Consider the following 20628-nt stretch of genomic DNA (forward strand, 5'->3'; position numbering starts at 1 on the left):
TTACTTGGGCTGCGATTTAAAGAGCGGGAGTATACCCGATTCGGCCGCGCCACCATCCCCTGGAGCCTTATGCCACGCTGCTTTTGGTGTTCTGAAGATCCGCTGTACATGGCTTATCACGATCAGGAGTGGGGAACGCCGCTGCGCGATGCGCAGGGTCTGTTCGAGTTGCTTTTACTCGAAGGGTTCCAGGCGGGCCTGTCCTGGATCACCGTTTTACGCAAACGCGAGCATTATCGAAAGGTCTTGTTCGGTTTTGATGCGCAGCGGTTGGCAAAGCTGACCGATGCCGAAATTGAAGCGTTGATGCTGGATCCGGGCATCGTACGCAATCGCCTCAAGCTGAACGCCACCCGCTGCAACGCCGCTGCCTGGCTGGCGCTGGAGGACCCGGTCGGGTTGCTCTGGTCCTTCGTCGGCGGCGTGCCTAAGGTCAATCATTTCAAGGACCGCAGCGAGGTCCCGGCGATCACGCCGGAGGCTGAAGCCATGAGCAAAGCCTTGAAAAAAGCTGGCTTTACCTTTGTCGGCCCCACCATCTGTTACGCGTTCATGCAGGCCTCGGGCATGGTCATGGACCACACCCAGGACTGCGACCGTTACGCGGACCTGGCCAACGCCGGTTAGAATGCCGGCTTTGCGCACCACACACACGATCAGGAGTGACCTGTGGAAAAGTTTAAAGGCGCCTTGCTGGTAGGCGCTCTTCGATTGTTTGCCTTGCTGCCCTGGCGCGCTGTCCAAGCGGTCGGTACGGCGATTGGCTGGATCATGTGGAAAACCCCCAACCGCTCCCGCGACACGGTGCGGATCAACCTGTCCAAATGCTTCCCCGATATGGACCCGGCTGCACGCGAGCGCCTGGTTGGCCAGAGCCTGAAGGACATCGGCAAGTCCCTCACCGAAAGCGCCTGCGCCTGGATCTGGCCGGCCCAGCGCTCCATCGACCTGGTGCGCGAAGTCGAAGGCCTGGAAGTGCTGCACGAAGCCCTCGCCTCGGGCAAAGGCGTGGTCGGCATCACCAGCCACTTGGGCAATTGGGAAGTGCTGAACCACTTCTATTGCAGCCAGTGCAAACCGATCATTTTCTACCGGCCGCCGAAGCTCAAGGCAGTGGATGAGTTGCTGCGCAAGCAGCGCGTGCAGTTGGGCAACCGCGTAGCGGCGTCGACCAAGGAAGGCATCCTCAGTGTGATCAAGGAAGTGCGCAAAGGCGGCCAGGTGGGAATCCCGGCCGATCCTGAGCCTGCGGAATCCGCCGGGATCTTCGTGCCGTTCTTCGCCACCCAGGCACTTACCAGCAAGTTCGTGCCGAACATGCTCGCCGGCCACAAGGCGGTGGGCGTGTTCCTGCATGCGCTGCGGCTGCCGGATGGCTCGGGCTACAAAGTGATCCTGGAAGCGGCGCCGGAAGACATGTACAGCACCGACACCGCCACGTCCTGCGCAGCGATGAGCAAGGTGGTGGAGCGATATGTCGGCGCTTATCCGAGCCAGTACATGTGGAGCATGAAGCGCTTCAAGAAACGCCCACCGGGTGAAGAGCGGTGGTACTGACTGCCACTGGTTCAGGACCAGAATAGGGCTAAATGTGGGAGGGGGCTTGCCCCCGATTGCGGCCTATCAGCTACAGATACATTGGCTGACACACTGCCATCGGGAGCAAGCCCCCTCCCACATTTGAATCCCACTCAGGCTTGGCGGTCGAGTTTTCTCAGGAACACCGTCATCTCTTTCTCGGCTTGTTTGTCGCCATGGGCCTGGGCCGCTTCGATACCCTTCTCCCACGCCTGTCGCGCGGCGTCACTGTCACTCTGCGCTTGGTGGGCCTTGCCCAACAACTTCCACGCCGCCGAATACTTCGGATCGAACTCGACGCACTTCTGCAAATGCTCCGCCGCCTTGGCGTTGTCCTTCAGGTCCAGATAACCCTTGCCCAAACCAAACCGCAGCAGCGCGTTATCCACACCCTTGGCGAGCATTTTTTCCAGGGATTCGAGCATTTACTGTCACCTTGAGCGAAAGAAGGCTGTTGTGGCGAGGGAGCTTGCTCCCGCTCGAGTGCGAAGCGCTCGCAAAATCTATGGGACCGCTACGCAGTCCAACGGGAGCAAGCTCCCTCGCCACAGTGGAATACTCCGATTTAGAAGAAGCTCAACCCCACGTGGAACAGTTTCTCCACATCGCGGATATGTTTTTTATCCACCAGGAACAAGATCACATGGTCACCGGTGGCGATCACCGTGTCGTCGTGGGCAATGATCACTTCTTCATCACGAATGATCGCGCCAATGGTGGTGCCCGGTGGTAGGCCGATATCGCGGATTGCCTTGCCGATCACCTTGCTCGATTTCGAGTCACCGTGGGCAATCGCTTCGATGGCTTCCGCCGCGCCCCGACGCAGGGAGTGCACGCTGACGATATCGCCACGGCGTACGTGGGCCAGCAGGGTGCCGATGGTGGCCAACTGCGGGCTGATGGCGATGTCGATATCACCGCCCTGGATCAAGTCCACATAGGCCGGGTTGTTGATGATGGTCATCACCTTCTTCGCCCCCAACCGCTTGGCCAGCAGCGACGACATGATGTTGGCTTCGTCATCGTTGGTCAGGGCCAGAAAGATATCGGCGTCGGCGATGTTTTCTTCCATCAGCAGGTCGCGGTCCGAGGCGCTGCCTTGCAGTACGACGCTGCTGTCCAGGGTGTCGGATAAATGCCGGCAGCGTGCCGGGCTCATCTCGATGATCTTCACCTGGTAGCGGCTTTCGATGGCTTCGGCCAAGCGCTCGCCGATCTGCCCGCCACCCGCGATGACGATGCGTTTGTAGGTCTCGTCGAGGCGGCGCATTTCGCTCATGACGGCGCGAATATTCGCCTTGGCGGCGATGAAAAACACTTCGTCGTCAGCCTCGATCACCGTATCGCCCTGGGGCAGGATCGGTCGGTCACGGCGGAAAATCGCCGCGACGCGGGTTTCCACATTCGGCATGTGTTCACGCAGCTGCCGTAGTTGCTGGCCGACCAGCGGGCCGCCGTAATAGGCCTTCACCGCGACCAGTTGCGCCTTGCCACCGGCAAAGTCGATCACCTGCAGGGCGCCGGGGATTTCGATCAGGCGCTTGATGTAGTGGGTGACCACTTGCTCCGGGCTGATCAACACGTCCACCGGAATCGCGTCGTTGTCGAACAGCCCGGCGCGGGTCAGGTAGGCCGCTTCGCGCACACGGGCGATCTTGGTCGGCGTGTGGAACAGCGTGTGGGCGACCTGGCAGGCGACCATGTTGGTTTCATCGCTGTTGGTCACGGCGACAAGCATGTCGGCATCATCCGCACCCGCCTGGCGCAGCACCGTCGGGAACGACGCGCGGCCCTGCACCGTACGGATGTCCAGGCGGTCGCCGAGGTTGCGCAGGCGCTCGGCATCGGTGTCGACCACGGTGATGTCGTTGGCTTCGCTGGCCAAATGTTCAGCCAGCGTACCGCCGACCTGCCCTGCCCCAAGGATGATGATTTTCATCCGGTCACTCCCTTAAAACCATTCAGCCGCGCGCGGCGGCGATCTTGATCAGTTTGGCGTAGTAGAAGCCATCGTGTCCGCCTTCTTGCGCGAGCAATTGGCGGCCGTGGGGCTGCTTGATGCCGGCTGTGGTGGCAAGGTCCAGTTCCCGTGCGCCGCTGGTACGGGCGAGAAAGGCTTCGATCACCTCGGTGTTTTCGGTCGGCAAGGTAGAGCAGGTGGCGTAAAGCAGGATGCCGCCGACGTCCAGGGTCGGCCACAGTGCGTCGAGCAGCTCGCCTTGCAGTGCGGCCAGGGCGGCGATGTCGTCGGGTTGGCGGGTGAGCTTGATGTCCGGGTGGCGACGGATCACACCGGTGGCTGAGCACGGCGCATCAAGCAGGATGCGCTGGAACGGTTTGCCGTCCCACCAGGTGGCAGTGTCGCGGCCGTCGGCAGCGATCAGCTCGGCGCTGAGGCCCAGACGGGCGAGGTTTTCCCGTACGCGTACCAGGCGCTTGGCTTCCAGGTCGACAGCGACCACCCCGGCCAGGTCTTTTTCGACTTCCAGGATGTGGCAGGTCTTGCCGCCCGGTGCGCAGCAGGCGTCGAGCACGCGTTGGCCGGGCGCCAGGTCGAGCAGGTCGGCGGCCAGTTGCGCCGCTTCGTCCTGCACGCTGATCCAGCCTTCGGCAAAGCCCGGCAGGCTGCGGACGTCGGCGGCGGCTTCCAATACGATGCCGTCGACGCTGTACACGCACGGCGTGGCGTTGATACCGGCAGTGGTGAGCAGTTGCAGGTAGGCGTCACGGCTGTGGTGACGACGGTTGACCCGCAAAATCATCGGCGGGTGCGCATTGTTCGCCGCGCAGATGGCTTCCCATTGCTCAGGCCAGAACGCCTTCAGGGACTTTTGCAGCCAGCGCGGGTGGGCGGTGCGCACCACGGGGTCATGTTCCAGCTCGGCCAGCAGCGCTTCGCTTTCGCGCTGGGCGCGGCGCAGTACGGCGTTGAGCAAGGCTTTGGCCCAAGGCTTTTTCAACTTGTCGGCGCAACCGACCGTCTCGCCGATCGCGGCGTGAGCGGGTACGCGGGTGTAGAGCAATTGGTAGAGGCCGACCAGCAGCAGCGCTTCGACATCCGCATCGGCCGCCTTGAAGGGTTTTTGCAACAACTTGGCCGACAGCGCCGACAAGCGTGGCTGCCAGCGCGCCGTGCCAAAGGCCAGGTCCTGGGTGAAGCCGCGATCGCGGTCTTCGACCTTGTCCAACTGCGTGGGCAACGAACTGTTCAGCGACGCCTTGCCGTTGAGGACGGCGGCGAGAGCCTTGGCGGCGGCCAGACGTGGGTTCATTGGGCGACCACTCCAAGGACGGTGCCCAGGGCGAATTTCTCACGACGGCTGTTGAACAAATCGCTGAAATTAAGCGCCTTGCCGCCAGGCAATTGCAGACGGGTCAGGCACAGCGCCTGTTCACCGCAAGCGACCAACAGGCCGTCCTTGCTGGCGCCGATGATTTCACCGGGAGCGCCTGAGCCCTCGGCGAGGGTCGCGGCCAGCACTTTCAAGGCTTCGCCGTTGAGCGTGCTGTGGCAGATCGGCCACGGGTTGAAGGCGCGTACCAGGCGCTCCAGTTCCACGGCCGGGCGGCTCCAGTCGATGCGTGCTTCGTCTTTGTTCAGCTTGTGGGCGTAGGTGGCCAGGCTATCGTCCTGGACCTCGCCTTCCAAGGTGCCGGCAGCCAGGCCGGCGATGGCCTGGATCACGGCAGGCGGGCCCAGCTCGGCGAGGCGGTCGTGCAGGCTGCCACCGGTGTCTGCGGCGGTGATCGGGGTGGTGACTTTCAGCAGCATCGGGCCGGTGTCCAGGCCCGCCTCCATGCGCATTACGGTCACGCCGCTCTCGCTGTCACCGGCCTCGACGGCACGTTGGATCGGCGCCGCACCGCGCCAACGTGGCAGCAATGACGCATGGCTGTTGATGCAACCCAGGCGCGGGATATCCAGTACCGCTTGCGGCAGGATCAAACCGTACGCCACGACCACCAGCAAGTCCGGGTTCAGCGCTGCCAGCTCGGCCTGGGCCTCGGCGTTGCGCAAGGTCGGTGGCTGCAGCACGGGAATGTTGTGCTCCAGCGCCAACTGCTTCACCGGGCTCGGCATCAGTTTTTGCCCGCGCCCGGCCGGGCGATCCGGCTGGGTGTACACCGCGACAACGTCATGAGGGCTGGTGAGCAGCGCCTTGAGGTGTTCGGCGGCAAATTCGGGGGTACCGGCAAAAACAATGCGCAGTGGCTCGGTCATGGGAGGTCTCGGTTAAAAGCAGTCACAAAAGAAAAAGGCTTGCCGCAGCAAGCCTTTGGAAGGGGAGCATCAAGCTTGCTGGCGATGCTTTTTTTCCAGCTTCTTCTTGATCCGGTCGCGCTTGAGCGTGGACAGGTAGTCGACAAACAGCTTGCCATTGAGGTGGTCGCATTCGTGCTGGATGCACACTGCCAGCAGGCCTTCGGCGATCAGTTCGAACGGCTTGCCGTCGCGGTCCAGGGCCTTGATTTTCACGCGCAGCGGGCGTTCGACGTTCTCGTAGAACTCCGGCACCGACAGGCAGCCTTCCTGGTATTCGCCCATCTCGTCGGTCAGCGGTTCGAACTCTGGGTTGATGTACACCCTTGGTTCGCTGCGATCTTCCGACAGGTCCATGACCACGACGCGAAGATGCACGTTGACCTGGGTCGCGGCGAGGCCGATGCCCGGCGCTTCATACATTGTTTCAAACATGTCATCGACCAACTGACGAACCTTGTCGTCCACTACGGCCACCGGTTTGGCGATCGTGCGCAGGCGCGAGTCGGGGAATTCGAGGATGTTCAAAATAGCCATAAGCGTAATTGCTGCACATGTGAGGTAGAGGCAAATCGGCGTTGGGATGGACCCAAACAGCCGGTGTGAAACGTCCCGAAGCCGCGAAGGCTCTGGCATTTCACGCGAACGCACATAATAAAGGAGATTCACCCCATGAGGAAATCGCTACTCGTCTTGCTGCTGTGGGCCTCGCTTGCTATGGCCCCGCTTGCCATGGCCTTGGTGCCGCAGCCCGCCCAGCGCCTGGATCAACCGACGCAACAGGCCATCCAGCGCTTTTTACTGCATAACCGCATTCTTGATTCGCCCCACGACCTGGACAGCGCACCCTACATCGTCGCCGCGGATGCTGGCCGAGTGCTGGGCGCGAATGGCGAGCAGGTGTATGCCCGGGGCGTCCTGGACGCTTCCCAGCCAAGTTATGGAATATTCCGGCGAGGCAAGACCTACACCGACCCGCAAACCCGAGAGCTGTTGGGCATCAATGCCGACGACATCGGCACTGCCCGCTTCGTAACGGCGGGCGACCTCACCACCCTGGCCGTGCAGCGGGTCACCCAGGAAGTGCGCCCCGGTGATCGCCTGCTACGCGCGCAATCTTTCGTCGACCCGGCAACCCTTGCGGTCACGCCTACAGCGCCGTTCATCGAAGGGCAAATCATCGATATCCCCAAGGGTGTCACCCAGATCGGCGTACTCGACGCGATAACCCTGAATAAAGGCCGCCGCGACGGCCTGGTTGAGGGCCAACTGCTCAACGTGATCAAGACCGGCGCCAGCGTACGCGACAGCTTGACGGGCGCGCCAACCCAACTTCCTGATGAACGCGCCGGCACCCTGCTGGTGTTTCGCACCTACGAAAAGCTCAGTTACGCCCTGGTGCTCAGTGCCACACGGCCGCTGGCCGTGACGGACCGTTTCGAGACTGCCCATCAAACACAATAAATAGCCTGCTAAATAAGTTACCAACAGAGTTATCCACAGCTTGTTCCGGTCAAGGATGATCAAATGAATCCGATAAACTGCCATGAAATATCCCCGTCAGAACTGGAAGCCCGACTACGCTTACACAGGCTGCCTGAGCTGGGTCCGAAGCGTTTTCGCTTACTGATCGAAGCCTTCGGGTCTGCGTCAAAGGCCATCAGCGCGCCCGCCAGTGCCTGGCGTTCGTTGGGGGTGCCAGCCATCAGTGCCGATGCCCGGCGCAGCCATGAAGTCCGCGACGGTGCCAGTGCGGCATTAGCCTGGCTGGCGTGTCAGGGCCAGCATTTGCTGATGTGGGACCAGCCGGACTACCCCGCTCTGCTCGCCCAGATTGATGACGTGCCACCGCTGTTATTTGTCGCTGGCGACCCTCTGATCCTGGAAAAACCGCAACTGGCGATGGTCGGCAGTCGCCGTGCTTCTCGCCCCGGCATGGACACGGCGGCTGCGTTTTCCCGCAGTTTGGCGAGCGCCGGTTTTGTCATCACCAGCGGTCTTGCACTAGGCATCGACGGCGCAGCCCATCAAGCGGCATTGGATGTGGGCGGCCAGACAATCGGCGTGCTCGGCACCGGGCTCGAAAATTTTTATCCACAGCGCCACAAACGGCTGGCGGCGGCGATGATTGATCAGGGCAGCGCCGTGGTTTCCGAGTTTCCCTTGGACGCCCCGCCCCAGGCCGGCAATTTTCCCAGGCGGAATCGGATCATCAGTGGCCTGTCCCTGGGCGTGCTGGTGGTGGAAGCCAGCATGGCCAGTGGTTCGCTGATCACTGCGAAACTGGCGGCCGAACAGGGGCGCGAGGTGTATGCGATCCCCGGCTCCATTCATCATCCCGGCGCCAAGGGCTGTCACCAGTTGATCCGCGATGGCGCCGTGTTGGTGGAAACCATCGAGCACATCCTGGAGGGCTTGCGCGGTTGGCAGGTGCTGTCGCGCCCTACGCCGATGCCGGTCGTGCATCCGCTGGTGGCGCTGCTGCACGCGGCACCCCATACCAGTGAAGGCCTGGCGATTGCCAGCGGGCGGTCGTTGTCCCACGTGTTGGCGACCCTTACCGAGCTGGAGCTGGAGGGCCAGGTCATCTGCGAAAGCGGGCGCTGGCTTGCGCGCTGCTAGGTTTTGTAACGAAGATCGGTAAACTGCGCAGAGCTTTAGTCTGGAGAGTCAACAATGGTCAACCGGTGGCGTGTGCTGGAAACCGCACGAGAAATTCGCGCAGGCGCGGTGATTGCCTATCCAACCGAAGCGGTTTGGGGCCTGGGCTGCGATCCGTGGAACGAAGAAGCAGTGGACCGTTTGCTCGCCATCAAGAACCGTTCGGTGGACAAGGGCCTGATCCTGGTGGCGGACAACATCCGTCAGTTCGACTTCCTGTTCGAAGACTTCCCGCAGGATTGGATCGACCGCATGGCCAGCACTTGGCCTGGGCCGAACACCTGGCTGGTGCCTCATCAGGGCCTGCTGCCGGAATGGGTGACAGGTGTGCACGACACCGTGGCGGTGCGGGTCACGGACCATCCGCTGGTGCGGGATCTGTGCTCGCTGGTGGGGCCGTTGATTTCCACCTCGGCCAACCCTCAAGGCCGCCCGGCTGCCCGCACACGGATTCGCGTGGAGCAGTATTTCCGTGGGCAGGTGGATCTGGTGTTGGGTGGCGCCCTGGGTGGGCGCAAGAACCCGAGCTTGATTCGCGATCTGGTGACGGGTGAGGTGGTGCGGCCTTCGTAGCGCTTTTGTGGCGAGGGCGCTTGCTCCCATTGGCCTGCGAAGCAGGCCCAAAGCCAGCGAATGCGGTTTATCTGAAAAAACATCATCGCCTGTTTTGGGGCCGCTTCGCGGCCCAACGGGAGCAAGCTCCCTCGCCACAAGGGGCAGTCAAGGCAGCAAAATTGTTGAGCCTGTGGTCCGGCGCCCCGACAACTCCGTCTGCGCCTTCGCCGCATCCGCCAGCGCATACCGCTGGTTGATATCAATGCGCACCTTGCCGCTCTTGATCATCGAGAACAGGTCATCCGCCATCGCTTGCAGGTTCTGCGGGTTGTTGGCATACGTCGCCAGGGTCGGTCGGGTGACGTACAGCGAGCCTTTGGCCGACAGAATCCCCAAGTTCACCCCATCCACTGCGCCTGACGCATTACCGAAGCTCACCACGAGCCCACGTGGCGCCACGCAGTCCAGCGATGTCAGCCAGGTGTCCTTGCCGACGCCGTCGTACACCACCGGCACCTTTTTGCCGTCAGTCAACTCCAGCACGCGCTGTGCGACATCTTCCTTGCTGTAGTTGATCGTTTCCCAGGCACCGAGGGCTTTGGCCACTGCGGCTTTTTCCGGCGAACTCACGGTACCGATCAACTTCACGCCCAGGGCCTTGGCCCATTGGCAGGCCAGCGATCCCACGCCACCGGCAGCGGCGTGGAACAGGATGGTTTCACCGGCCTTCACTTCGTAGGTCTGGCGCAGCAGATACTGCACGGTCAGGCCCTTGAGCATGGCGCCGGCGGCTTGTTCGAAGCTGATGTCGTCCGGCAGGTGCACCAGATTGGCGGCGGGCAACACATGCAGTTGGCTGTAGGCACCCAGCGGGCCGCTGCCATAGGCCACGCGGTCGCCGACCTTGAATTGGGTGACTTCGCTGCCAACCGCGTCGACCACACCGGCGCCCTCTGCGCCCAACCCCGATGGCAATGCGGGCGGGGCGTACAGACCGCTGCGGAAATAGGTGTCGATGAAGTTCAGGCCGATCGCCTCATTACGCACGCGCACCTGCTGCGGGCCCGGCTCCGCCGGGGTGTAGTCCACATACTCAAGCACTTCGGGGCCGCCATGGGCGCTGAACTGGATACGTTTTGCCATCTGCCTTCTCCTTGGGTCGAATTCGCGTAGCCCACTATCCCACTCCTAAGCTTGATCTTCGTCAACTGCGGCGCAATGGGGTGCAGTGGTATCCTGTGCGCCCATTTGCCGCCGATGCCCAATGGCCTCGCGTAGCTTTGCCCGATTCAAGGTGATGCCATGACTACCCGCACCGAGGCTGTAAAGGCCTACCTGCTTGACCTGCAAGACCGCATTTGCAGCGCCCTGGAAACCTTCGAGACGGACACTTGCTTTATCGAAGACGCCTGGACCCGGCCAGCTGGCGGCGGTGGTCGCACCCGTGTGATCGAAAGCGGTTCGGTGATCGAAAAAGGCGGCGTTAACTTTTCCCACGTGTTTGGCAGCGGTCTCCCACCCTCGGCCAGCGCGCACCGGCCTGAGCTGGCCGGCCGTGGCTTTGAGGCCCTGGGTGTGTCGCTGGTGATCCACCCGCACAACCCTCACGTCCCCACGTCCCACGCCAACGTACGGTTCTTCATCGCCGAAAAAGAAGGCGAAGAGCCGGTGTGGTGGTTTGGGGGCGGCTTCGACCTCACGCCTTACTACGGCAACGAAGAAGACTGCATCCACTGGCACCGCGTGGCCGAGCAGGCCTGTGCGCCGTTCGGTCCGGACGTGTACTCACGCTACAAGGCATGGTGCGACACCTACTTCCATATCAAGCACCGCAACGAACCGCGCGGCATCGGCGGCCTGTTCTTCGATGACTTGAACGAGTGGGACTTCGACACCTGCTTCGCCTTCATCCGCGCCATCGGCGACGCGTACATCGATGCTTACCTGCCGATCGTGCAACGCCGTAAGGCTATGGCCTATACCGAGCAACAGCGTCAGTTCCAAGAGTTTCGCCGCGGCCGCTACGTTGAATTCAACCTGGTCTACGACCGTGGCACCCTGTTCGGCCTGCAGTCGGGCGGGCGCACCGAGTCGATCCTGATGTCGCTGCCGCCGCAAGTACGCTGGAGCTACGACTGGAAGGCCGAGGTCGGCAGCGAAGAAGCGCGCCTTACCGACTACTTCCTGCAAGACCGCGACTGGCTGGGCCTTACTGCGCCTAAGGCGGCGGTCTGATGGACCGTTATGTGGTGTTCGGCAACCCCATCGGCCACAGCAAGTCGCCGCTGATCCACCGTATGTTCGCCGAGCAGACCGGCGAGCAACTGGACTACAGCACCTTGCTGGCGCCTTTGGAGGATTTCACCGGCTGTGCCCGTAAGTTTTTTCAACAGGGTCGTGGCGCCAACGTCACCGTGCCGTTCAAGGAAGACGCCTACCGCCTGGCCGACATCCTCACCGAACGAGCTCAACGCGCTGGCGCGGTGAATACCCTGAGCAAGCGGCCCGACGGTAGCCTGCTGGGCGACAACACCGACGGCGCCGGCCTGGTGCGCGACCTCAAGGTCAACGCCGGGCTGAGCCTGCGAGGCAAGCGCATCCTGCTGCTGGGCGCCGGTGGCGCGGTACGTGGCGCGCTGGAGCCGTTACTGGCCGAGCAGCCTGCCTCGCTGATCATCGCCAACCGCACCGTGGAAAAGGCCGAGTTGCTCGCCGAGTTGTTCGACGATCTGGGCCCGGTGTCTGCCAGCGGTTTCGATTGGCTGCGTGAGCCGGTGGATGTGATCATCAACGCCACGTCCGCCAGCCTGTCAGGCGATGTACCGCCGATTGCCGGCAGCTTGATCGAACCGCGTAAGACGTTTTGCTACGACATGATGTATGCCAAGGAACCGACAGCGTTCTGCCGCTGGGCGACTGAACAAGGCGCGTCGGTGGCGATGGATGGTTTAGGGATGTTGGTGGAACAGGCAGCGGAAGCGTTCTTCCTGTGGCGCGGTGTGCGTCCGAAGTCGGCGCCGGTGTTGGCCGAACTGCGCCGCCAATTGGCCTAACCCCAATTCAATGTGGAGGGAGCAAGCCCCTCCCACAGTTGAACTGCATTCAGTCTTGGAAGTGAATGGGGCATTGATCGGCCCCTTCCAGTTTCCTCAACTCTTCCACCACTTGCGGCCTGGCCCGGCGCAACGTCAGGCTACGCCCCAAGCCCTTCAAGCGCCGCGCCTCCTGGTGCAGCATCTCCACCCCGGAATAGTCGATAAAGTTGATCTGCTGCGCCTCGATCACCACCCGCTCGCCCTGTAAACGTTGGAGGCGCACTTGCAGGTAGTGGCTGGCGCCGAAAAAGATCGAGCCGCCCACCCGCAACACATCCTCATCGCCATCGCGCCATTGCTGAACCCTTGGTTGCGAGGTGCGCTTGAGGTAGAAGAACAGCGACGCCAGCACCCCGGCATAAATCGCGGTTTGCAGCTCCAAGAGCAAGGTGGCGACGCACGTCAGGCCCATCACCACAAACTCGGCGCGACTGACGCGGAACAACGCACGAATGCCACGATGGTCCACCAACCCCCAGCAAATCAGCAGGATGCTCGCGGCCATGCTCGGGATCGGAATGTGTGCGATCAGCGCCGCACCAAACAATGCGAACAACGCCACCCACAGTGCGGAAAACACCCCGGCCAACGGCGAGCACGCGCCCGCCTCATAACTGAGGCCCGAGCGCGTAAACGAACCGGCTGACAAGTAGCCGGAGAAAAAGCCGCCAACGATATTGGATAAACCCTGCGCGCGAACCTCTTGGTTGGCATCGAGCAATTGTTGCGAACGCGCCGACAGCGAGCGGGCAATCGACAGGCTGGTCACCAGCCCGAGCATGCCCACCGCCACGGCGCTGGGCAGCAGGCGCAGGATCATGTCCAGGTCCATCGGCAACGGGCTGAACGGCGGCAGTTTGCCAATAAACGAACTGACCAGCGCCACATGCCCGAACATCGCCGGCCACAACCACGCCACCAGGCTGCCCAACGCCAGCGCGATCAACAGCGTCGGCCAGCGGGGCACCAAGTACTTGAGCAGTGCGCCCACCAGCAGAGTCCCCAGCCCCAGGGCAAGGGATGCATGGTCCCATTCGCCGCTGTGGTGGATCAGTGCCAGCAGGCTATTGATCGCCGTGGCCTGGCTCGGCAGATCCAGCCCCAACAGGTTGGGCAACTGCCCCAGGGCAATCACCACGGCGGCGCCCAGGGTGAAACCGAGCACCACCGAATGGGAGACGAAATTCACCAGCGCGCCGAAGCGCAGCATGCCCAGCAGCCACTGGAAAACCCCGGCGAGGAAGGTGAGCAGCAAAATCAGGGTGATGTAGTCCTGGGAGCCCGGCACGGCCAAGGGACTGACGCTGGCATACAGCACAATGGAAATCGCCGCCGTAGGCCCGCAGATCAGGTGCCAGGATGAACCCCAGAGGCACGCGATCAGCACCGGGATGATCGCAGCGTACAGGCCATATTCGGGGGGCAGGCCGGCGATCAGTGCGTAGGCAATCGACTGTGGCAACGCGAGAACCGCGCCACTGAGGCCGACGATTGCATCCCGGCCGACGCTGGCGCGGGTTTGGCGCGGGAGCCAGCTGAGGAAGGGGAACAGTGTATGGCGGTTGGGCCGGGGCATCGCAGACTCGGTTTAAAGGTTTGGCGCAGAATATCAGTCCAGATCAGTTCCCGTGGGAGAGGGCTTGCCCCTCCCACATCTGGATTGCATCAAGCGTTAGAGTTTGGCTTTAACTGCAGAGAGTGCGTCTTTGCCGTCCAGTGTTTTTACACCCTCCAGCCACTTGTCCAATACCGCCGGGTTGGCTTTGATCCACGCCTTCGCCGCCTCAGCGTTGCTGACCTTGTTATTGGCCACCTGTGCCATGATTGCGTTCTCCATCTCCTGGGTAAAGCTCAGGTTGGTCAGCAATTTCCCTACATTCGGGCAGGCCTGTGCATAGCCCTTGCGGGTCAAGGTATACACACTGCCGGTGTCACCAAAATATTTTTCGCCACCCTTGAGGTAGTGCATTTTCAATTGCACGTTCATCGGGTGCGGAGTCCAGCCGAGGAAGGTCACGAATTTCTGCTTCTTAACAGCCCGTGATACTTCGGCGAGCATCGCCTGTTCGCTGGATTCCACCAGCTTCCACTGGCCGAGATCAAAGTCGTTTTTCTTGATGATTTCCTGCAACGAGATATTTGCAGGTGCACCGGAGCCGATGCCGTAGATCTTCTTGTCGAACTTGTCGGCAAATGTGTTTAAGTCGGCGAAGTCATGCACCCCGGCGTCCCACACATAGTCCGGCACGGCGAGGGTGAACTCGGTGCCGTCGAGGTTTTTCGCCAGTTGCACCACATCGCCATTAGCCACGAACTTGTCGTAGAAGCCTTGCTGCGCCGGCATCCAGTTACCCAGGAACACATCCACCTGGCCGTCCTTGAGCCCCCCGAAGGTGATCGGGACCGCGAGGGTGTCGACCTTGGCCTTGTAGCCCATGCCGGTCAGCAAAAAACCGGTGATGGCATTGGTGGCCGCGATATCGCTCCAGCCTGGATCGGCCATCTTTACCGTTTCGCAGCTGGCGTCCGCGTACACGTTGGCGCTACTCAGTACCAACATACCCAACACCACAGTTAACTTTTGCATGGCCTTCCCTCTGACTATTTATTGGTTTTGGCAGGGTTGTGGATAACGTGCCTTGCGCTCCAGGTCGTCGAGGTCGATATGGTTGCGCATGTATTGCTGACTGGCGTCCACCAGTGGCTGGTGATCCCAGCTCTTCAGCTTGCCTTGGGTCAGTGCTTCAAACACCAGACGGCGGCGGCGTTGGCTGGCGAGCACCTGTTGGTGGATCGCCGGGATGTCCCATTTGGCCCGCGCCTCGTCCAGGAAGGCTGCAAACAGCGCCTGATGCGGCGGCGACTGGCTGAGTTCTTCCTGTTCCCGAGGGTCGTTGTGTACATCGAACAGTAGACAAGGGTCGTCTTCGCTGTAGATGAATTTGTACGCGCCACGGCGAATCATCATCAGCGGGCTGATGGTGCCTTCGGCCATGTATTCGCCGAACACCTCGTCGTGCCCGCCCTGCCCTTGCAGGTGCGGGACCAGCGAACGGCCGTCCAGCGGCAGGCGCGGGTCCAGCTCGCCGCCGGCCAGTTCCACCAGGGTCGGCAACAAGTCGGCGGTGGACACGGCTTTGGACACGCGGCCTGCCGCGAATTGCCCCGGCGCACTCACCAGCAGCGGCACGCGGGCGGCCATTTCAAACCAGTGCATTTTGTACCAGAGGCCGCGCTCGCCGAGCATGTCGCCGTGGTCGCCGGAGAAGATGATGATCGTGTCGTCTGCCAAGCCGGTGTCTTCCAGGGTTTGCAGGAGCTTGCCGACATTGCTGTCGATGTAGCTGCACGCGCCGAAGTAGGCACGGCGGGCATCACGGATCTTATCCACAGGCAGCGGCTTGTCCCACAGGTCGTAGACCTTGAGCAGGCGCTGGGAGTGTGGATCGAGATCGCCCTGCGCAGGCGTTGTAGGCAAAGGGATGTCGGCGTCGTCGTACAGGTTCCAGAACGGCTTGGGAATCGTGTAGGGGTCGTGGGGGTGGGTCATCGACACGGTGAGGCAGAACGGCTGGTTGCCGTCTTCGCGGATATGGTCGAACAGGTACTGCTGGGCCTTGAACACCACCTCCTCGTCGAAATCCAGCTGGTTGGTGCGCACGCACGGCCCGGCTTGCAGCACCGACGACATGTTGTGGTACCAGGTGGGGCGCACGTCCGGCTCGTCCCAGTTGACGGCCCAGCCATAGTCGGCGGGATAGATGTCGCTGGTCAGGCGCTCTTCATAACCATGCAGTTGGTCTGGCCCGCAGAAATGCATCTTGCCCGATAACGCCGTGCGGTAACCGAGGCGGCGCAGGTAGTGGGCGTAGGTCGGCACATCGGCGGGGAAATCGGCGGCGTTGTCGTAGGCGCCGATCTTGCTCGGCAATTGCCCGCTCACCAGCGTAAAGCGCGAGGGTGCGCACAACGGGCTGTTGCAGTAGGCAGCCTCGAACACCACGCCCTGGGCGGCGAGGCGGCTCAGGTTCGGCAACTGGATCGGGGAAGGTCCGTAGAACGGTAGCATCGGCGCGGCCATTTGATCGGCCATGATGAAAAGAATGTTCTTGCGCTTCATGATCTATCGGGATTCCATAGGCGGTGTTTATGCGAATGAGCATGCAGCCCATGGAAAATGGGGTAAAGCCCACCCAAAGCAATGTCTAGGATAAGCACAGCTTATGTATGAAGCCCTCGGTGACCTGTCCCTCGATTTGCTGCGCGCGTTCGAAGCGGCAGCGCGTCACCGCAGTTTCACCGCCGCCGCGATGGAGCTGGGCACCACCCAGCCCGCGATCAGCCAGCAGATCAAGCGCCTGGAAGAACAGCTGGCGATCCGCCTGTTTGATCGCATCTACCGGGGCATCGAGCTGACCGATGCCGGCGCCCTGTTGTTCGAGCATGTGCAGGGCGGTTTGCAGGCCATCAACGCGGGCCTCAGCGCGATCACCCAGCAGGATCAGCACGAAGTGCTGCAAGTGGCCACCGACTTCGCGTTCGCCGCCTATTGGCTGATGCCGCGTTTGCATCGCTTTCACGCGGCCAACCCTCAGGTGGATGTGAGCCTGGTGACCAGCGAACGCAACCACGCCACGTTGCGCAGCGACATTGACGTGGCAGTGCTGTTTGGCGACGGGCGTTTCAAGCAGGGCGACAGCCTGTGGTTGTTCAACGAGGAAGTGTTCCCGGTGTGCAGCCCGCAGTGGCTGAAGGATCAGGCCACACCGCTGACTGTACAAAATTTGCACGATTTCCCCTTGCTGCACCTGCGCCAGGAAAATAACAGCCAGTGGTTCGACTGGAGCGGCGTGTTTCGCGAACTGGGCATCGCCACGGCGCCCACGCCCGGCCAACTGCGCTTCGACAACTACACTCTGCTGATCCAGGCCGCGATTGCCGGCCAGGGTGTGGCCATCGGCTGGCGCCATTTGGTGGATAACCTGTTGGAGCAGAACTGGCTGTGCCGACCGCTCAGCGACACCGTCATCTCGCGTTTCGGCTATTACGTGGTGCAGCCGCAGCGCAAACGCCGAGGGCAGCTGGTGGAGCGCTTTGTCGACTGGCTGGTGGCCGAGCAGGCCAGCAGCGCGCAGTCGCTGACCGGGCTGGCCCTGCCGTCGATTGCGGTCTAGCATCTGGCGCCTATTGGATTCGGAGTCCGTCATGCAACGTATCAAAGGGTTACCACGCCCACATCTACTTCGACGCGAACACTATCGAACAGGCGCGCACCTTGTGCGAAGACGCCGCCAAGCTTTTCCCGCTGCGCATGGGGCGCGTGCACCAAAGGCCGGTAGGCCCGCACCCGGACTGGAGCTGCCAGTTGGCGTTCGATGCCGAATACATCGGCGTGGTGCTGCCGTGGCTGGTCATCCATCGCAATGGGCTGGTGGTGTTTCTGCACCCGGATACCGGCGATGACCTGAAGGATCACACCGACTATGCCATCTGGATGGGCGCCATGCGGGAACTGAACTTGTCAGCCTTTTCCTGACTCTCATTTCCAAATCATCATCCCTAAATATGGGATTGATATTTATATATTGAGACTTCCTCGCGCGTAGGTTTATATTCGCTGCATCCGCTCAGAACTCAGGTGAAGCGATGCAGGCGCAATTGATCGCGCTCGATTGGGGGACCAGCTCCCTTCGTGCTTATAAACTCGGCCCCGCAGGCGTGGTGCTGGAACAGCGCTCGCTGGCGTGGGGCATCATGCATTTGCCCAGCGAGCCGCGGGTTATCGCCGGTGTTCACTGCAGCGATGGCTTCGAGTTGGCGTTCGATGCAGCCTGCGGCGATTGGCTCGACGCCGCGCCCACCCTGCCGGTGATCGCCTGTGGCATGGTCGGCAGCGCCCAGGGCTGGAGCGAAGCGGCCTACCGCAACACCCCGGTCGACGTGGCGAGCCTGGGCCAGGCCCTGCACCGGGTACGCAGCTTGCGTGGGGTCGACGTGCATATCGTGCCGGGTGTGATCGAGCAGGTTGGCTTGCCCAACGTGATGCGCGGCGAAGAAACCCAGGTATTAGGCGTGCTGCAAGGGCTGGGCGTCGATGGGTTGATCGGCCTGCCCGGCAGCCATTCCAAATGGGTCGAAGTGGTCGAAGGCTGCATCACCCACTTCGACACCTTCATGACCGGCGAGCTGTTCGCGGTGCTGAGCAAGCACAGCATCCTCGGGCGCACCCAGCAACCTTGCGAGCATTTCCAGGCCGAAGCCTTTGACCGAGGCGTGCACGTGGCGCTGTCGACGGACGGCGAGCGCGGTGTGCTGTCGACCCTGTTCAGTGCACGCACCCTCGGGCTCACTGGCGCACTCGCCCCCGACCAGCAGCCCGACTACCTCTCCGGGCTGCTGATTGGCCATGAACTCGCCGGCTTGCCCGGCAGCGCAAAACACACGCCGATCGTCCTGGTCGGCGCCGCTCCTCTCTGCGCCCGTTATAAACGCGCCCTTGCCCTTTGCGGCTTTGCCCACGTCAGCCTGGCGCAGGAAGCCACCGAGCGTGGCCTGTGGCAACTGGCCGTGGCGGCCGGGCTCACTCAACCTGTATCGGAGGCCTGACATGCTCAAGCAAGCACTCGCGCAAAACGGTTTGATCGCCATCCTGCGCGGCATCCGCCCGGACGAAGCCGAGGCCGTTGGCCAGGTGCTGTACCAGGCCGGGTTTCGCGTGATCGAAGTTCCGCTGAATTCGCCTGACCCTTACACCAGCATCCGCACCCTGCGCGACAGCCTGCCCGCCGATTGCCTGATCGGTGCCGGTACGGTGTTGCTGCCTGAGCAGGTCGAGCAGGTGAAGGCGGCCGGTGGCCAGGTGATCGTAATGCCTCACAGCGATGCCAAGGTGTTGCGTGCCGCGAAAGCGGCGGGGCTGTTCCTGTCGCCGGGCGTGGCGACGCCGACCGAAGCCTTCGCCGCATTGGCCGAAGGCGCCGACGTATTGAAGCTGTTTCCGGCTGAGCAAATGGGCCCGGCGGTGATCAAGGCGTGGCTGGCGGTATTGCCGGCCGGCACCTTGCTGCTGCCGGTGGGTGGCATCACCCCGGACAACATGCAGGTGTTCATCGACGCCGGCGCCAAAGGTTTCGGGCTGGGTTCCGGGTTGTTTAAACCGGGTATGACAGTGGATCAGGTAGCGAGCCGCGCCCAGGCTTATGTCGCCGCCTGGAAAGCCCTGAGCTGACTTCAAGTTCCGCGCCCACAGGCGCCGCATCTATAAGAGAGATAACAGATGAAAATCACCAAACTGACGACCTTCATCGTCCCGCCGCGCTGGTGCTTCCTCAAGGTCGAGACCGACCAGGGCGTGACCGGCTGGGGTGAGCCCGTGGTCGAGGGCCGCGCCCACACCGTGGCAGCTGCCGTCGAAGAGCTGTCCGACTACCTGATCGGCAAAGACCCCCGCAATATCGAAGACATCTGGACCGTACTCTATCGTGGCGGCTTCTACCGGGGCGGTGCCGTGCACATGAGCGCCCTCGCCGGTATCGACCAGGCGCTGTGGGACATCAAGGGCAAGGCCCTCGGCGTTTCCGTCAGCGACCTGCTCGGTGGCCAGGTGCGCGACAAGATTCGCGTGTACTCGTGGATCGGCGGCGACCGCCCGGCCGACACCGCCCGCGCCGCTCAAGAGGCCGTGGCCCGTGGCTTCACGGCGGTAAAAATGAACGGCACCGAAGAACTGCAGTTCGTCGACAGCTTCGAAAAAGTCGACCTGGCCCTGGCCAACGTGGCCGCCGTGCGTGATGCCGTGGGCCCCAACGTCGGTATCGGCGTCGACTTCCATGGCCGGGTGCACAAACCCATGGCCAAGGTGCTGATGAAGGAGCTGGACCCGTACAAGCTGATGTTTATCGAAGAGCCGGTGCTCAGCGAAAACTACGAAGCGTTGAAAGAACTGGCACCGCTGACCAGCACGCCGATTGCCCTGGGCGAACGCCTGTTTTCGCGCTGGGACTTCAAGCGCGTGCTCAGCGAAGGTTACGTCGACATCATTCAGCCGGATGCGTCCCACGCCGGTGGCATCACCGAAACCCGCAAGATCGCCAACATGGCCGAAGCCTACGACGTGGCCCTGGCCCTCCACTGCCCGCTGGGCCCGATTGCCTTGGCAGCCTGCTTGCAACTGGACGCGGTCTGCTACAACGCGTTTATCCAGGAGCAAAGCCTGGGCATTCACTACAACGAGAGCAATGACCTGCTCGACTATGTGAAAGATCCGCGAGTCTTCGACTACGACAAAGGCTTCGTGAAGATCCCTAACGGGCCAGGCCTGGGCATTGAGATCAACGAGGAATACGTGATCGAACGCGCGGCCATCGGCCACCGCTGGCGCAACCCGATCTGGCGCCACGCCGACGGCAGCTTCGCCGAGTGGTGATTTTCCTCTGAACAAACGCGGTTAGAGAATGTGGGAGGGGGCAAGCCCCCTCC

20 protein-coding genes and 1 pseudogene are annotated in these 20628 nt (G+C 62.1%); 12 read left to right on the forward strand and 9 right to left on the reverse strand.

The window, feature by feature from the left end:
• Positions 1–69 precede the first annotated feature (69 nt).
• Together BM403_RS22055 and BM403_RS22060 are read left to right on the forward strand one after the other, a co-directional pair.
• On the forward strand, positions 70–627 hold the full coding sequence (locus tag BM403_RS22055; protein ID WP_093544819.1) for a DNA-3-methyladenine glycosylase I: 558 nt from the start codon (positions 70–72) through the stop codon (positions 625–627).
• 42 nt (positions 628–669) lie between these two features.
• A complete protein-coding gene (locus tag BM403_RS22060) occupies positions 670–1557 on the forward strand; it encodes a lysophospholipid acyltransferase (protein WP_012721461.1) in 888 nt (295 codons plus the stop codon).
• Between the two features lie 134 nt (positions 1558–1691).
• On the opposite strand, the gene BM403_RS22065 is transcribed toward BM403_RS22060, so the two are convergent.
• The 5 genes from BM403_RS22065 to def form a co-directional block, all read right to left on the reverse strand.
• Complete coding sequence (locus BM403_RS22065) at positions 1692–2003, reverse strand: tetratricopeptide repeat protein (protein ID WP_012721462.1); 312 nt, start codon at positions 2001–2003, stop codon at positions 1692–1694.
• A 140-nt stretch (positions 2004–2143) separates the two neighbouring features.
• Positions 2144–3517, reverse strand: a complete 1374-nt coding sequence (trkA, locus tag BM403_RS22070; protein WP_012721463.1) for a Trk system potassium transporter TrkA — start codon at positions 3515–3517, stop codon at positions 2144–2146.
• A gap of 22 nt (positions 3518–3539) precedes the next feature.
• Positions 3540–4850 (reverse strand): 16S rRNA (cytosine(967)-C(5))-methyltransferase RsmB, encoded by a 1311-nt coding sequence (gene rsmB, locus BM403_RS22075; protein ID WP_046035862.1) that lies wholly within the window; start codon positions 4848–4850, stop codon positions 3540–3542.
• Positions 4847–5800 carry a methionyl-tRNA formyltransferase gene (gene fmt / locus BM403_RS22080; protein ID WP_093544822.1) on the reverse strand — a complete coding sequence of 318 codons (954 nt, stop codon included), beginning with the start codon at positions 5798–5800 and terminating at the stop codon, positions 4847–4849. Before fmt ends, rsmB begins: the two co-directional genes overlap by 4 nt.
• A 69-nt stretch (positions 5801–5869) precedes the next feature.
• Positions 5870–6376, reverse strand: a complete 507-nt coding sequence (def, locus tag BM403_RS22085; RefSeq protein WP_005783383.1) for a peptide deformylase — start codon at positions 6374–6376, stop codon at positions 5870–5872.
• 135 nt (positions 6377–6511) lie between these two features.
• On the opposite strand from def, the gene BM403_RS22090 reads away from it, so the two are divergent.
• The 3 genes from BM403_RS22090 (at position 6512) to BM403_RS22100 (ending at position 9073) form a co-directional block, all read left to right on the forward strand.
• The gene (locus BM403_RS22090; protein WP_093544825.1) at positions 6512–7303 is read left to right on the forward strand and encodes a peptidoglycan-binding protein; all 792 of its coding nucleotides are present in this window, start codon (positions 6512–6514) and stop codon (positions 7301–7303) included.
• 63 nt (positions 7304–7366) lie between these two features.
• The gene (gene dprA / locus BM403_RS22095) at positions 7367–8461 is read left to right on the forward strand and encodes a DNA-processing protein DprA (RefSeq protein ID WP_093544828.1); all 1095 of its coding nucleotides are present in this window, start codon (positions 7367–7369) and stop codon (positions 8459–8461) included.
• 54 nt (positions 8462–8515) lie between these two features.
• On the forward strand, positions 8516–9073 hold the full coding sequence (locus BM403_RS22100; protein WP_012721468.1) for an L-threonylcarbamoyladenylate synthase type 1 TsaC: 558 nt from the start codon (positions 8516–8518) through the stop codon (positions 9071–9073).
• Positions 9074–9220: 147 nt separating this feature from the next.
• Here the strand turns inward: BM403_RS22100 and BM403_RS22105 are convergent, their stop codons facing one another.
• Positions 9221–10198 carry an NADPH:quinone reductase gene (locus BM403_RS22105; protein WP_046035865.1) on the reverse strand — a complete coding sequence of 326 codons (978 nt, stop codon included), beginning with the start codon at positions 10196–10198 and terminating at the stop codon, positions 9221–9223.
• A gap of 159 nt (positions 10199–10357) precedes the next feature.
• Between BM403_RS22105 and hemF the strand changes: the two genes are divergently transcribed.
• A complete protein-coding gene (gene hemF, locus BM403_RS22110; RefSeq protein WP_093544831.1) occupies positions 10358–11290 on the forward strand; it encodes an oxygen-dependent coproporphyrinogen oxidase in 933 nt (310 codons plus the stop codon).
• Complete coding sequence (gene aroE, locus BM403_RS22115; protein WP_093544834.1) at positions 11290–12108, forward strand: shikimate dehydrogenase; 819 nt, start codon at positions 11290–11292, stop codon at positions 12106–12108. Before hemF ends, aroE begins: the two co-directional genes overlap by 1 nt.
• 49 nt (positions 12109–12157) lie before the next feature.
• Here the strand turns inward: aroE and BM403_RS22120 are convergent, their stop codons facing one another.
• The 3 genes from BM403_RS22120 to betC form a co-directional block, all read right to left on the reverse strand.
• Complete coding sequence (locus BM403_RS22120; protein ID WP_046035866.1) at positions 12158–13726, reverse strand: SulP family inorganic anion transporter; 1569 nt, start codon at positions 13724–13726, stop codon at positions 12158–12160.
• Between the two features lie 96 nt (positions 13727–13822).
• Positions 13823–14737: a choline ABC transporter substrate-binding protein gene (choX, locus tag BM403_RS22125; protein WP_064053163.1), complete on the reverse strand. Its 915-nt coding sequence runs from the start codon at positions 14735–14737 to the stop codon at positions 13823–13825.
• An 18-nt stretch (positions 14738–14755) separates the two neighbouring features.
• Positions 14756–16270, reverse strand: coding sequence for a choline-sulfatase (betC, locus tag BM403_RS22130; protein WP_093544837.1), 1515 nt, complete (start codon positions 16268–16270; stop codon positions 14756–14758).
• Positions 16271–16373: 103 nt separating this feature from the next.
• Here betC and BM403_RS22135 point away from each other — a divergent pair, with 103 nt between their 5' ends.
• The 5 genes and pseudogenes from BM403_RS22135 to dgoD all read left to right on the forward strand — a co-directional run bounded on the left by BM403_RS22135 (position 16374) and on the right by dgoD (position 20575).
• Positions 16374–17324 carry a choline sulfate utilization transcriptional regulator gene (locus BM403_RS22135; RefSeq protein WP_064053161.1) on the forward strand — a complete coding sequence of 317 codons (951 nt, stop codon included), beginning with the start codon at positions 16374–16376 and terminating at the stop codon, positions 17322–17324.
• A gap of 31 nt (positions 17325–17355) precedes the next feature.
• Positions 17356–17686: pseudogene (locus tag BM403_RS22140) on the forward strand (DOPA 4,5-dioxygenase family protein).
• A 110-nt stretch (positions 17687–17796) separates the two neighbouring features.
• A complete protein-coding gene (locus BM403_RS22145; RefSeq protein WP_093544840.1) occupies positions 17797–18756 on the forward strand; it encodes a 2-dehydro-3-deoxygalactonokinase in 960 nt (319 codons plus the stop codon).
• A gap of 1 nt (position 18757) precedes the next feature.
• Entirely contained in the window at positions 18758–19378 is a 621-nt protein-coding gene (locus BM403_RS22150) for a 2-dehydro-3-deoxy-6-phosphogalactonate aldolase (protein ID WP_046035868.1), read from the forward strand.
• A gap of 48 nt (positions 19379–19426) precedes the next feature.
• The gene (dgoD, locus tag BM403_RS22155; RefSeq protein ID WP_012721479.1) at positions 19427–20575 is read left to right on the forward strand and encodes a galactonate dehydratase; all 1149 of its coding nucleotides are present in this window, start codon (positions 19427–19429) and stop codon (positions 20573–20575) included.
• Positions 20576–20628 lie beyond the last annotated feature (53 nt).

It is taken from the genome of Pseudomonas sp. OV546 (assembly GCF_900116845.1).
Taxonomy (GTDB): domain Bacteria; phylum Pseudomonadota; class Gammaproteobacteria; order Pseudomonadales; family Pseudomonadaceae; genus Aquipseudomonas; species Aquipseudomonas petroselini.